The following is a 14,142-nucleotide window of genomic DNA, read 5'->3' as shown; positions in this document are numbered from 1 at the left end:
GCCTTTTATGATCTTTCTACGCTATAAAATACAGCGGATCCAGAAGTAATTAGTTAACCATTACCACATTAGATCATCTGGGATCACGAAATCTTTGTACGGGTCATCTTCGTCTACTTCATCAGATGTTGCTGCTTGAGTATCAACGATTGACTCTTCATCGCGCATCGCAATCTTGTTCGCTACAGATGTTGGGATAACAACATAGCTCTCGCCTTGACGTGCAATACTTAAGATACCTTTACTTAGTTGCTTTTGAGTCAGCTCTTCTACGTATAGGTATTTCACCAAAGTACCATCGGTGAAGTTGTATTTGATGTCGCCATCTTTCGATTCGATTTTGTTCATCTCAATCAGCTGTTTCACTTGAGCTTTGATTTCTTTGCTTAACTGTTGGTCTTTCAGCTGTTGGTTTAACTCTTTATCTTTCGCTTGCTGCGCCAGTTTGGTTTCTTCTGCTGCCGCTTTTGCTTCACGAGCTTGAACGCGAGACTTTTTCGAGCCTTTCTTCGCCTTCTTTAATTTTTTCTCATTTACCAAGCCAGCTTTAAGCATCTGCTCTTGGAGTGTTAACTTTGCCATGACTTTCCCAGTTCAGGATTAAAAACGGTACCATCATACCTGTTTTTGAGGAATCTGTTTACTGAACAATGGCAAAATTTATGTTGATAGAGCTAGCGCGTCAGCGTTATCCCTTGCAGTGAATCGCGGTATCCACCTGTGACCAATTCCCGACCTATGATTTCAGAAAAAACACACCACTAACAACCGACCTAAAACTTGAAAGCGTTCCTCTATTGTTAGCGTGCGCGCGTATCACTTATCATTCCGACAAAGCAATATGTTAGTTTTCAATGATTAATCGAATTTATAAAACCATGGCATATATCTAATATTTGGATAATTCTGATAGAGTTATAACTCCAATGTCATAACTCTTTACTACGTTATTCTTTAAATCAATCAGTAAGGATAACGTGAAAATGAAAACTCAATGGACTTGCCTGAGTGCATTACTTGCATCAGCTTCATTCATTTCAACCTCGGCGATTGCAGATACCGATGTGTACCTGACTAATAACACTAACCAAGTGATGACGATTCAAGCCAACCATACTGGCACCGATCTACTTCAACTTGGCGATGAGTGGCAACAACATGTTGAGCAGATTGGACCGTGGGAAACAAAGAAACTGATCAGTTTCAATCGTTGGACAGGCGTAAAATCCGGTAAGACGTACGAGTTTGACACCGTAGTATCGAACTCTATTGGCGAAAGCGTCACGCTCAATCAAACTATGAAGGGGCACTGGTACAACTCAACACTGCAACACGGTTTGAGCGCGGCAGACGTGAATTTAACACTGCATGACGATCGCAATATTCATCGTAGCTCGACTAACGCTTTTGATGTGAATACTGAACTCGCGCTTAAAGCCGATTCAACCGCTCGCTACGATGATATTTATTACACCATCACCCCACAGAAAGTGGACGAACAGCCAGAGCCAGACGCCAACACGCTGAAAGTCATGACCTACAATATCTGGGCCCTCCCCGCTATCGCTTCGCACATTGGTGATCGTTACGATCTCATCCCGCAATACGTTAAGGGCTACGACGTGTTAGCGCTTCAAGAGGTATTTGCCAACGGGCGAGATGAGTTCTTACGTGAACTGGCAAAAGAGTATCCTTATCAAACCGAGATGCTCGATAAAGATGGCATCAACATCTATGACGGTGGCGTGATTATTGTGAGCCGCTACCCTATCGTCAACGAAGCGCAATACGTGTTCCCTGATTGTACAGGCACAGATTGTTTTGCCGATAAAGGCGTGAATTACGCTGAGGTCATCAAAAACGGTCAGGCTTACCATGTGTTTGGTACACACACCGCCTCATTCGATACAGACACGGCGCGTGATTATCGTCAGCGCCAATTTAGACAGATGCGTGAGCTCGCTCAATCGCTGAACATACCAACCTCAGAAACGGTGATTTACAGCGGCGATTTCAACGTCAACAAGCTCAAGTTCCCAGGTGACTACCAACAGATGTTCGCCAACCTGCAAGCCACAGAGCCTGAGTATTCAGGTTACACTGCTTCCACCTTTGATCCTCGCATCAATAACTTTGCTGGTGAACCTATGTCTGGCGGTGAGAATGTTGAATATCTCGATTACGTGGTGGTGAGTTCAGAGTACGCACAAAAAGCTCACAACAATAACCGCGTTGACGTTCCTCGTTCTACCAGCAGTGAGCTATGGAAGCACTACAACCTTTCCGATCACTTCCCTGTTAGTGCTGTCATCAAGTAACGCGGTGAACGAATAATGCATCGAGTTATATTAATCCTAATGCTCGTCGCTGTGACGAGCATTGTTGGCTATTCATGGTCATCAAGATCGATTGAAACACCGCAATCCTCTGTCCAACATACAGAAGCAAAACAGCGGGTTTCTAAAACGACTGATGAAGATAGTCCCACACCAAATACGGCAGGCTTTTCAGACAATCCCGTTTCGCAAGGTAAACAACTCCAAACTGAAAACCTGCACGGAAAAGCGTATGCAGAAAACCTAACTGAACTCGAAGGAAAGGCGCTACACAATGAGCTCGATAAGTTTTGGTCGCTTTGCCAACAAGCGGACAATTGCACGGAACAGCTCGCGCAGTTGAAATCTGAGTTACCGATAGAGTGGTTTGAACTATTAAGTGATTACCCCAAGCTCTCTGCCGATTGGCAAGTAAGGGAAAGCACAATGCCACTCGAATCCATCGACTCTTTAGAAGCGCGTGTTGAGCTATTTAAGCAATCTGCACAAGAGGTATGGGGAGAGTTAACCCACCAGCTGTTCGCCGATCAATTTGCGCATTTGGATTTTACGCTTAGCGCAAACACGCTTGAGGAAGTCGAAGCGACTGAGTTTGTCTTACACTATCAAGCTTTACTCTCGGAATGGGAAAGTAAAACGGGAACGTTCAACGCAGAAAATCCGGCTCAACAATACGAGCTTGCTGTCTCCTTGCTGCCAAACAACTACAGTTCTGCCGAGCTAGCGACCATCAAGGCTGAACTTCAACAAACATATTTGGATGCAGCACAGGCCGATAATATCGCCGCGCGTGAACAACAAGTGGCGCAACAACGGCAGACTGTGATGACGTATCACGAACAACTGGCTCAATTGAAATCGACCTTAGACTCTCAACGTTCTGCAAATCATGCTAATTGGGATACACAACAATGGAACGACCACTATCAACAACAAATAACTGAATTTCGTGAGCAGTTCTTTGAATAATATAGGGTCAGACAGTCAAGCTAAGTTAAGTTAAACCGTCACGAAACTGCGCGGGCGTTTTACTCAACCAACCTTTAAACGCCCTTCTGAAGTTAGCAGGATCGTTATAGCCAAGCCTTTCACCGATGTCATCAATACTCATGCTTGTGCCAAGCAATAGCTCTTTGGCTAATTCTACCCGGACTTCAGTAAGTAGCGCTTGATAACTGGAATTATGAGAGACCAGTTCTCGTCTGAGTGTGCGTGAACTGCAACCAAACTCTAGCGCGAGTTGCTCTATAGTTGGGAAGCTACCTGCGGTTTGATAAAAGATCGTTTTGATCTGATTCGTTAATAGATGTTCAGAATCCAACGTCTCCACTATCGACTGACAAGAAGTGAGGTAACGTTTAAGCGTTGCGGCATCATGGGTGGCTAATGTTTGTGATAAAACCGAGGCGTCAAAATGCAGCTCACAGGTGATATGCCCGAACGTCACCGGACACTGAAAGCGTTCATCATAAAGCTTGGCATAACTTGGCTGAACATAAGGGAAAGACAATGTTTGAATGGCTAATTCATCTCCCGTTAACTCCTTGAACAAAGAAACAATCGAACTGAGGAAATACTCGTTACAGAATGGAAGTAGCTCTCCTACCTCCAAGGTGTTTTCAATTTGAATTACCGCGTGCTCAGCATCAACAATCAGCTTAACCGAGAAGATAGGCCCGTTTAAACGCAAGTATTTAAAGCCAGATTTAATCGCCTCGCCCACATTTTGACTGGTCGATAAGGCATACCCCAACACACCGAAGTGGCTCAAGCTAGCATGTTCTCCCAACCATAAGCCCAAACCATCGTGTGGAAAGCTGTGGTTAGCCGCACTGAAGATGGACAGTTTATCCGCATAAGTCAGCTTCCCATTAGGATTTTGCCAATCTAGGCTTTCTAACCCGGCACCAACAAGCAGCATTTCAATACCCACACCTCTTTGCGCCAATGTATTCAGCAATAACGCGACATCCAATGTGCCCAATTGGTGGCGATGCTCCGTTGGCATATACTCCGCGATAATTTCCAATTTAGTCTCCTTATACTGAGCCTATTGCCACACTCATCACTACTCAGCTTCTAGAACCCAAGCTAACAAAATCGTGATTGATAACCTGCTCTTGTCCGATTATGACCTCCCAATTTTACGTCACTCGTCGCACAATGCTGTTAATTGTTAAATTTATGTGAACCATCGCAATGATAAAAACCACCCCTGCTCCACATAGCTTGATTGATTCTAATGGTCAGCCGACGATTGGGCATTTCGATGGCATCCCAAAACATCTCAACATAGACAAGTTCGACTACCGAAACGCCATGGACGCCAAAGCAAACCTGTGGCAGAAGCACTTCCATTACAAGCAGTTTCAGTTTGTCAGCATTGTTACCGAGACTCACATAATCGGCATAGCCATTGCTGACATTCGTTATTTGAGTTCTGCGTTTTGCTACGTCTACGACATCGAAAATAACGAGTTAGAAGAGAGCTCATGGTTACGACCTCTGGGGTTTGATAAACAGGTAACAAACTCCCCGTTTGAAGGTATTACACACATCGCAGGACGAAGCATCGTGTTTGATATTGAGGGCGGACAATGGAAAGTGTCGCTCAACACGAAACTCATTAATGCCAAGGTTTACCTAGAGCCAGAAAGCGACAGCTTACCCATGGCAATGTGCAGCCCAACAGGTTACTCAGGTTGGACCTACACCCAAAAGCATAACGCGTTAAAAATAACGGGCAGCATTGAGATTAACCAACAGCCTATTTCCTTAGCGCAAGCTCGTGCTGGGTATGATTTCTCAGCGGGATACATGAGACGTGAAACCAGTTGGCGCTGGGCGAGCATCAACACGCAATCCAATGATACAAACATTGGCCTCAACCTCGCGGCAGGTGTCAATGAAACCGGAGGGTGTGAAAACGTATTGTGGGTGAATGGCACAAGACACTTGCTCAATGCGGTGCAGTTTACGTTTAGTCGTCAAGACACGAATCTACCTTGGAAGATTACTTCGCAAGATGGTCGTATTAACCTGACTTTCACCCCTCTCAACAAGCGCAGTGAAAAGCTCAATTTATGGCTACTGAAGAGTAACTTCCGACAGTTTGTCGGTCACTTTTCAGGTTCGATTCAAGACAACGATAGCATAACCCACCAACTCGATAATGTTCTCGGCCTGACCGAAGATCATTTCGCTCGTTGGTAATACATTCCAATGCCAGTTCGCAAATATCGCTAGTTCTCAAATACAGCTGGCGCTCAAATACGGCTTGCTCTTAAATACAGATAGTGGAGATAGGAACAAAAAATGAACATCGACGCATTAATCAATCACCCTGAATGGCTGCTGTTGGTATTGGCTCCGTTGTTCATGATCTGTATGTTGGCCGAGTATTTCATTGGTCAGAAGCAAGGTCGATTGCCAGACAATTCAAGTTACAAGCTATCGGAAGTCATGTGTAACTTCACGCTAGCATGCATGCACCAACTCTCCGATTTATTAACCGGATTATTGATCGTTCAGCTCTATCTGTGGCTGTTTGGTTGGCGTTTAATGGACATTGAAATGGGGGTGTTGAGTTTCATTGTGTTGATGGTTCTACAGGATTTTTTCTACTACTGGTTCCATAGAGCAAGCCACCGAGTCCGTTGGATGTGGGCAGCGCACGTCGCGCACCACAGTTCTGAACGTATGAACTTCAGTACCGCATTTCGTCAAAGCCTGATGTACCCACTTGCGGGGATGTGGCTATTTTGGGTGCCACTCGTCATCATAGGTTTCGACCCTAAGTGGGTGATCTTTGTGGTGCTTCTCAACCTGGGTTTACAATTCTTTGTGCATACTCAATGGGTACGGAGCCTAGGGCCTCTGGAGTACCTTTTCAACACACCCTCGCATCATCGCGTACATCACGGCAGAAACCCGCAATACATCGATAAAAACTACGCTGGCGTTCTTATTATCTGGGACAAGTTATTTGGTACGTTTGAACCAGAAGTGGAAACAGTGCGTTACGGCGTCACTAAACCTGTAGAGAGTTTCAACCCGATAACGGTGACCTTTCAAGAGTGGAAAACCATATTCAAAGACCTGCGAAACCAAAAGCTAACCATGAAGCAGAAAGTGAAATTAATGCTCTCACCACCTTCTGACTAATTAGCCTAAATAAAATAGACCGTTCAAACCTAGTACACTTTATGGAAGTCGATAAAATTAAAGGTGAGATCGCTGACCCAAAAGTCCCCGTCCAAGTCGGCGCCTTGAACGTATCTTTTGTCGCCCATCTCTAGGGTGATAATGTACTTTCCCGCGATAAGCCCTTCTACCATGTAAAAACCGTCACTCTCGATTTCGCTCGAATACTCCGTTCCTTTCTGGATATGTTTGAAGTGTAGATACGCATTGCTCTCGATAGCACCCTCCACTGTGCCATCGACACCAAATGACACCACCATTTCGATGTTCGCATGAGTTAATCCAACCTGCTTGGTATTCACAAACACAGGGTTTTGAATCGGCGTGAGATTCAGGTCTAGTGCCCCTTCATCAATATAGATAGGCAGATTGCTTCGAGCGGGAACACTCGAAAATTCAAAGCGCCCTTTTGCATCACTTACTGCGCGTTGGTCAAGTATCTGCAGGCTCACTCCGGATATCGGTTGTTTATGGTGATCATAGACAATCCCGGTCAACTTAGAATGGTTGTATCGGTTCCACTCAACAAACTCACCGATGCCCTCATCGAAGTAGGTTTTAGCCCCAAATTCCGTTGTCATTTCCACACCGTATTGGTCTTCTGTCCCTTCCAACTTAAACAGCAGATAAGGATTTACACGCACCTCTAAAGAGGCAGTAAACGAGACATCTTGTTTCTGGTAGCGAGCAGATACGTTGGTGGTAAGTTCTTGGAATACATTAAGAGGATCAAGTACACACTCTTTACATGCGTTTCTTAAAGAAAGCTCTGTGCGTTCATGATGCCCTGAGCCATTAACCGTTCCAGAGATGTTCCACGAGGTATCAGAAAAACCACTTTTGGCGAGTTCTACTGTGTGTAAGTAAGTATCTTCATGGGTGTCCTTTGCGTATTGATAATCGCCCGCATAAGAGAGAAACAGATTACGCGACACCTTGGCGTTCACTTTTGGTTCGATACTAAGCTCATCTTCGTCGTCTCTCACCGTTAAAAAAGCCGTGAGATTTGCAAGCGACAAGTTGTATTTGAATACGTCATACTCCATCGACTCTGAATCCAGTTCATCGGTTTTATTGAGCTCGATTGACGCAGATTGATCGCTACCTAGTAAGACATCAAACTCCATTGGAAACCGATTAAACTCGGGTAACCAACCGATATGACCTGCAAACCAATGTGTCGGTAAGTATCGCCCCTGAAAGCCCACCAAGTCTTTGCCATGTTGCCTCCTAAAAGCACTACCCACAGTAAAATAATCAGCAAGCCCATACTCCAAAGACACAGCACCCGCTCTGTCTGCACCTTCATTCCCGACCACCTGAACGCCCCACTCGTTGCGTGGCAAAAAAGCATCTTCTAAACCAGCGACGGTGATCTCTTCTTCCTGCCAGACACCTTTCGATAGGTAGTAGCGAAACTTAATGGTATCACCGGGTGAGATGTTGTCTTCTTCAACAACAAAGCGCCCAAACTCATCAGAACGATACGTAGTTTGATAGATGCCATTAACCAACACATCGATGCTGATATTGGGTTGAGTAGTGCGTTCCAGTTGTAAGTTGCCAAACTCTGGCTGACGCTTTCGATTGGTGTAATACAGCCCATCTTCGAGTGTTTGATTGACGGTAAATACGCTGCCATCTAGCAGCACGTGCCCAATTTCAAGTGAACCTTCTCCGTCATGTGCCTCAACCGCAATGTTGTAATAGACGATAGGCTGATCTTCTCGCGAATCAATAGACAAGCGAGACAAGGAATGTTCGGTACTTAAGATGGTGTCGGAAATGGCATAAACATCACCGCCCGTTTCACTGTCGTGGTAAACAGAAGCCGCAACTCTTGTTGCCAAACCCACGGTCGCAAGTGGCTCTATGGCCGGAGTATTACTGGCTCGCTTCAACTCTTCTGCTTTTTTACGGGATTCATTTTTGATCTTAGAGATCACCGCTTCCAACTCGGTTAACGAGCTGAATTCAGGAGAAACGGTTAACCGATAGTCATCAATGTCCCATCGAATTTTGGCGGGGATACAGGCTTGTAAGCTGTACCAATGGATGTAGGTTTCCGAGTCAATCACTTCAAATTTGATTGACTGGATGTTGTTGTCATCGCGATTATTGTTTTCATCGCGATAACAGGCGGCTTGCTCAGTATCAACGATATAAGGAGGAGACTCTCGCCCAACATCTTGCGGCAAGTAGACCTCACAATAGCCGTTGTCATCGCATTGCCCATTCATCTCTAACAGAGAAAACGCAGCATTTGATATCGAAATAAACGGCTCTTCGTAATCATCCATCATAACACGATAAAAGCTATCGCCAACTTGCCCTACTCGAACTTCGATATGAGCAGGATAAAGTTCAGTCGCCTCGCTTTCCCCTTCTGACTGCGAATGAGCGACAAATGGAAACAGGGAACAAAGCAAGGCAACTCGACAAACCAAATGTTGAAACATGAATCTTTTCGTCACTCAATCGAGCTCGCAATCACTGGCAACACACAGTTCAAGCTACAGAACACATTCGTACAAAGGCTGGTCGTTTTGTACCAATGAAATCTTTGAGCCCTTTGGTAGCGGTTTGGTTAACTCTGCATTGCGAAGTAACACCACCTTTTCGCTGTGTTCGTCGACATTCAATTTAGCGCTGAATTGGAAATTACCGTCATTCGTGATCTTGAGGTTCTGCTCATCACATTGAAACTTCACATCTTGTACCTGCTCACCTTTTTGTACGTAAACCGGTACATAGCTGTTGATATGAAAGTTGAGTTGAAACGCTGAACCGTTGTTAGAACGAACCTTTCTCGATAAATCTGGCGGGGAAGGTTCAGGTGCCTTCGCGATAGGCGAAAACCATAGATAAGCTCGATATTCGCCATCTGGCATGTCGTCTGGCAATGCGTTCATGCGCAAGCGAACCGTGCGTCTTTGGTTGGGTTTCAATTCACGAATGATCGGCGGTGACACTTTAATCCAGTCGGCGATATTTTCAGACTCAGCAATATTTTCGTCAGTACGAACTAAGCCACTGGCCTTGACTGGTCGATAGATTGGTTTGATCTCCAATCGAATCGGTTCATCCGAATTGTTCTCCACCACAATTTTTTCCGTCACAGAGGTATCAGCATCTAAAACAAAACGAGTTGGAGCGATTAGGAGTTGAGCAGAGGCTTGTGCAGTGAAAAGTAAGCCGAAGAAACATGAGATAAACAACTTCATTTATAATTAACCTCAAAAGGAATTGTACTGGTATAAACGCCAGCGGGATGATTAGCGCCGATTTTCACTCTCGCACCAATGCACAGTAATTTGCTTCTTCCATTGCCTTTGATTTTTGCTCTGCCTCGCTTTGATAAGCCGCAACCAAAATAGAACTTTTTAATACGAAGACGTTTGGATTTACGAGAATGGTTGAGATACTGCTTAGAAGGGAGCGAAACCACGATCTTTTTACCCGGTTCGCCTTCAACATAAAAGCGAACTACGTAAATCTGACTATTAGCCGGATTAGCATCAGCATTTTGACCCGAGCCAGATATATACATACCCGGAAATTTCACCTCCATATTTTCAGGGATGATTTCGAGTGCGTGAAACGGACTTGAATAAAAAGCAAGACCGATATAAATCGCGTATTTGAATAGAAACTTCATCGTAAAAATGGCTGCTCTATAACAGCCATAATATTATACTGGTTTCATTTAATTACTGGTAAGTAACATCTACTGCAACGTTTGCAGTATAAGTACCAGCAACTAATGTTGCACTTGAAGTACGTGCAGTGCCGCCAATATTAAGGTTCGCATTACCACCCGTTAGGGTTATAGCGCTATTAAAGTCGAATTCCGCAGCAATCGTATTTGCACCGTTAACTAAGTTAGTGTCAGAAATACTTACTGTTACTGCATCACCAGACTCTCCAGAAAGCGTAAACGCCGCAGCTCCCGCATCACCTTGAGCGATAACAACATCAGTTGTGTTATCTGAAGTGATGATCCCGAAGTCTAGATCACTGGTTTTTGTCATTGTAATTGCTTGTTTTACTTCTAGTGTTGCATCAAAAGTGTCACTCACAGCGAAAACGTTCGCTGAAGAGATAGAAAGTGCAGATACAGCAACAACCTTAAAGACTTTGTTCATTTCTTTAATCCTTTATATAAATTCGGCTTTATTATTAGGGTTACCTAATAGTCAATCAGAGTTAACAATTAAGTAACAACAATCCTATTTAGAAAATATATACATTGACACTTATTTATAAAGAAATGAGGCGCAGTGAGAATAAGATCACGCAAATTGATATAAATAACACTAACAAAAATAGTGGTATTTAGGTGTTTTTATTAATTAGATATAAAACTGGTTTTACACTTAATCCCTTTAATTTTATACGTCATTATTTTTATAAAACACGCTTTATTTAAAATATCCGCATAATAGACAAAAGTAATAACCAAGCATTTTATTTAAATGAATCACTATATAGATCACCGTGTTGCAATATAGTCTCAAAAATGAAACAAACCAGTATTAAGATTAAATTGTAATAAAAGTGAAATAATAGATTTTCGTATTAAGAAGTTTTAAACATAGATTTAAAACATTGCTCTTAAAGAGTATTAAAAATGAGACACGTAGATCTATCCAACTTAATTCCCTCCTGCAATCATAAATACCCAATGACTCGTCAAAACTAAGTGAATTATATTGCAGAAAGACTACGAACTTGGGGAGAGCATTAGACATGAAGATCTAACGGTTTAAACGGTCGTCTGATAGCTTAAACATCTGTACCTTGATAGTGACCCTGACTCTCCACCACCGCCGCTCATGTAAACCGTAAACAGGCAGAACCGTTACGAAGAAATCGCCACAATTCGATTCAAAAGCTTCCCTGTCGACTCGATTGAATAGTAAAGCACCGTTTTCCGGCAATTTATTTGTGATCTGGGTTGCACGCGTACCGCATACTATCAGATACTGAACAAAACTAACCTTCAGCCACAGTAAACGTAATCCGCTTACTGTTCAGGAAATTCAATGAGTTCAGATAATCAGCCAACCTACTTCTTTTTCGATTACGAAACATGGGGCGTGAGCCCAGCGAAAGATCGTCCGAGTCAATTCGCAGGTGTTCGTACCGACCAAGATTTCAATGTTATCGGAGAGCCTTTGGTTATCTACTGCCAACCTCCTGCTGATTATCTTCCTGCACCTGAAGCTGCGCTAATCACTCGCATCACACCACAAAAAGCCATGTCGCAAGGCCTGCCTGAGCCTGAGTTTATCGCCAAGATTCACGCAGAGCTAGCAAAGCCAAACACCACAAGCCTTGGCTACAACAGCATTCGATTCGATGACGAAGTAACGCGATACACTTGTTATCGCAACTTCATTGACCCGTACGCATGGAGTTGGCAAAACGGTAACTCACGCTGGGATCTACTCGACGTGATGCGCGCCGTACACGCACTTCGCCCTGAAGGTATTGTTTGGCCAGAGAATGAAGAAGGTTACCCAAGCTTCAAACTGGAACACCTATCTGTGGCAAATGGCATTGAACACGAAAACGCGCACGATGCGATGGCCGATGTTATCGCGACTATCGAATTAGCGAAAAAGCTGAAAGCTGCACAACCTAAGATGTTTGATTACCTCTACAACATGCGCCACAAACGCAAGTTGAACGAATTAATCGACATCGTAAACATGACACCTCTAATGCACGTGTCAGGCATGTTTGGTCGTGATTGCAATTACACAAGCTGGATTGTTCCTATGGCTTGGCACCCAACCAACCAAAACGCCGTTATCGTGGTGGACTTAGCGAAAGATCCTAGCCCACTGCTTGAGCTAGATACCGACGAGCTAAGGGACAGGCTCTACACCAAACGAAGCGAGCTAAATGAAGATGAGTTGCCAGTGCCAATTAAGCTGGTACAACTCAACAAGTGCCCTATTCTCGCACCAGCAAAAACACTCACGGCTGAAAACGCGGAAACGATCGGTATCGACCGTCAGCAGTGCTTAAAGAACCTTGCACTATTACGTGAACACCCAGAGATTCGTGAAAAGCTGATTGGCTTGTACTCGCAAGAGCGTGAATACGAAAAAAGTGATGATGTAGATACACACCTTTACGACGGTTTCTTCTCTCCGGCAGATAAGACCGCGATGAACATCATTCGTGAAACTGACCCGAACAACTTGGCCGCTTTGGACATCACTTTCAGTGACGAGCGTATTAAGCCGCTGTTGTTCCGTTACCGCGCTCGTCATTTCCCATGGACACTTGATGAAGCTGAGCAACTGAAATGGGCGAACCATTGTCGTGAGTTTTACGAGAGTCGCTTAGAAGAGTACATGCTGAATCTAGAAAACCTCGCACATGAAAACGAAAGTGACGAGAAGAAAATGGCGATCTTGAAAGCGGTTTATCAATACGTAGAAAAGCTAGCTAGTTAATTCATTATCAAGAGATGTGACACTTTGAAAGAAAGATTGATCAAACTCGTTTACTGCTTAATCTCCTTCACCTTAATCATAGGTGCTCTCACTGCAGGTAACGCGTTACAACAATATCTAGAGACCTCAATTCCAGGCAGTATTTTTGGCATGTTGATTCTGTTTACTGCCATGGTGATAGGTATTGTTCCATCACACTGGGTACAACCCGGTGCCAGTCTGATTATTCGTTTGATGATCTTATTGTTCGTCCCAATCAGTGTTGGGTTAATGGACCACTTCGACATGCTTATTGCCAATGCACTGCCAATCATGGCGAGTGCCGTTGGTGGCACACTCATCGTATTGGTGTCTCTATCATGGTTCTTAGACCGCTTGCTTTCGAGAGGTAAATAATCATGTGGATTCTACTGACCATCGTGGTGTTCCTGTTTGCTCGCTGGGTAAGCCAGAAAGTGAACTCACCACTGTGTAACCCGTTATTGATCAGCATTGGCATCATTATTCCAATTCTGTTGTTCTTCAAAGTGCCTTTCGAGACTTACTACGCAGACAACACTTGGATCACTTACATGCTTCAGCCTGCGGTTGTGGCTCTTGCTTACCCTCTTTACGAGCAATTGCCTCAAATTCGAGCTAACTGGCGCATTATTACCTTTGCCTGCACCTTAGGCAGTGTGATGTCGATGACCACAACAGCAATCATTGCGGTTGCTTTTAAAGCCGACCTTAGCTTGATTGCGAGCCTGTTAGGCAAATCAGTGACGACGCCGATCGCGATGGAAGTATCGAGTCATTTAGGTGGTGAAGCAGCCATTGCGGCAATATTGGTTTTGATCGTAGGTTTGTTCGGGGCGATCTTTGCTTACCCTATCTATAATCTGATTGGTATTAAGAGCCCAATTGCCAGAGGTTTAACCATGGGTACGGTTTCTCACGCTCTGGGCACCGCGACTTGTGCGGAAAAGAACCAAGAAGATGCCGCATTCAGTTCATTGGCTTTAGTGCTCTGTGGCGTTATCACCTCAATCATTGCACCTAGCGTGTTTTCAGTTGTGATTTGGTTCTATTCTTAACTTAAACGATCACTACGCGATTCAGCCCAACCAGAATGCTGTTGATTACAGTGTCTG

13 protein-coding genes are annotated in these 14,142 nt (G+C 44.2%); 7 read left to right on the top strand and 6 right to left on the bottom strand.

All coding sequences use genetic code 11. The annotated features are described in order from the left end of the window. Positions 1-60: 60 nt before the first annotated feature. Positions 61-582: a DUF2058 domain-containing protein gene (locus L0992_07315; protein XGB68485.1), complete on the bottom strand. Its 522-nt coding sequence runs from the start codon at positions 580-582 to the stop codon at positions 61-63. 401 nt (positions 583-983) lie between these two features. Here L0992_07315 and L0992_07310 point away from each other — a divergent pair, with 401 nt between their 5' ends. Together L0992_07310 and L0992_07305 are read left to right on the top strand one after the other, a co-directional pair. After that, a complete protein-coding gene (locus L0992_07310; GenBank protein XGB68484.1) occupies positions 984-2,318 on the top strand; it encodes a sphingomyelin phosphodiesterase in 1,335 nt (444 codons plus the stop codon). A gap of 39 nt (positions 2,319-2,357) precedes the next feature. Continuing rightward, positions 2,358-3,305 (top strand): chromosome partitioning protein ParA, encoded by a 948-nt coding sequence (locus L0992_07305; GenBank protein XGB68703.1) that lies wholly within the window; start codon positions 2,358-2,360, stop codon positions 3,303-3,305. Positions 3,306-3,330: 25 nt separating this feature from the next. Here L0992_07305 and L0992_07300 read toward each other — a convergent pair whose 3' ends face one another. Then, on the bottom strand, positions 3,331-4,365 hold the full coding sequence (locus L0992_07300; protein ID XGB68483.1) for an AraC family transcriptional regulator: 1,035 nt from the start codon (positions 4,363-4,365) through the stop codon (positions 3,331-3,333). A 170-nt stretch (positions 4,366-4,535) separates the two neighbouring features. On the opposite strand from L0992_07300, the gene L0992_07295 reads away from it, so the two are divergent. Both L0992_07295 and L0992_07290 read left to right on the top strand, forming a co-directional pair. Further along, the gene (locus tag L0992_07295) at positions 4,536-5,549 is read left to right on the top strand and encodes a DUF2804 domain-containing protein (protein ID XGB68482.1); all 1,014 of its coding nucleotides are present in this window, start codon (positions 4,536-4,538) and stop codon (positions 5,547-5,549) included. Positions 5,550-5,651: 102 nt separating this feature from the next. Next, a complete protein-coding gene (locus L0992_07290) occupies positions 5,652-6,500 on the top strand; it encodes a sterol desaturase family protein (GenBank protein ID XGB68481.1) in 849 nt (282 codons plus the stop codon). A gap of 29 nt (positions 6,501-6,529) precedes the next feature. Here the strand turns inward: L0992_07290 and L0992_07285 are convergent, their stop codons facing one another. The 4 genes from L0992_07285 to L0992_07270 are packed head-to-tail and all read right to left on the bottom strand — an operon-like array spanning position 6,530 to position 10,684. Then, the gene (locus tag L0992_07285) at positions 6,530-8,998 is read right to left on the bottom strand and encodes a carboxypeptidase-like regulatory domain-containing protein (GenBank protein ID XGB68480.1); all 2,469 of its coding nucleotides are present in this window, start codon (positions 8,996-8,998) and stop codon (positions 6,530-6,532) included. 54 nt (positions 8,999-9,052) lie between these two features. After that, positions 9,053-9,763: a DUF4832 domain-containing protein gene (locus L0992_07280; protein XGB68479.1), complete on the bottom strand. Its 711-nt coding sequence runs from the start codon at positions 9,761-9,763 to the stop codon at positions 9,053-9,055. Beyond that, positions 9,760-10,197, bottom strand: coding sequence for a DUF4402 domain-containing protein (locus L0992_07275; GenBank protein XGB68478.1), 438 nt, complete (start codon positions 10,195-10,197; stop codon positions 9,760-9,762). Before L0992_07275 ends, L0992_07280 begins: the two co-directional genes overlap by 4 nt. A 52-nt stretch (positions 10,198-10,249) precedes the next feature. After that, positions 10,250-10,684, bottom strand: a complete 435-nt coding sequence (locus tag L0992_07270; GenBank protein ID XGB68477.1) for a DUF4402 domain-containing protein — start codon at positions 10,682-10,684, stop codon at positions 10,250-10,252. Positions 10,685-11,584: 900 nt separating this feature from the next. On the opposite strand from L0992_07270, the gene sbcB reads away from it, so the two are divergent. The 3 genes from sbcB to L0992_07255 are packed head-to-tail and all read left to right on the top strand — an operon-like array spanning position 11,585 to position 14,085. Further along, positions 11,585-13,009: an exodeoxyribonuclease I gene (sbcB, locus tag L0992_07265; protein ID XGB68476.1), complete on the top strand. Its 1,425-nt coding sequence runs from the start codon at positions 11,585-11,587 to the stop codon at positions 13,007-13,009. A gap of 24 nt (positions 13,010-13,033) precedes the next feature. Further along, a complete protein-coding gene (locus tag L0992_07260; protein ID XGB68475.1) occupies positions 13,034-13,405 on the top strand; it encodes a CidA/LrgA family protein in 372 nt (123 codons plus the stop codon). A 2-nt stretch (positions 13,406-13,407) separates the two neighbouring features. Next, on the top strand, positions 13,408-14,085 hold the full coding sequence (locus L0992_07255; protein ID XGB68474.1) for an LrgB family protein: 678 nt from the start codon (positions 13,408-13,410) through the stop codon (positions 14,083-14,085). Positions 14,086-14,142 lie beyond the last annotated feature (57 nt).

It is taken from the genome of Vibrio pomeroyi (assembly GCA_041879425.1).
Classification (GTDB): domain Bacteria; phylum Pseudomonadota; class Gammaproteobacteria; order Enterobacterales; family Vibrionaceae; genus Vibrio; species Vibrio pomeroyi_A.
The sequence above is the reverse complement of the archived record's forward strand: the minus strand, read 5'-3'. Positions and strand labels throughout refer to the sequence as shown.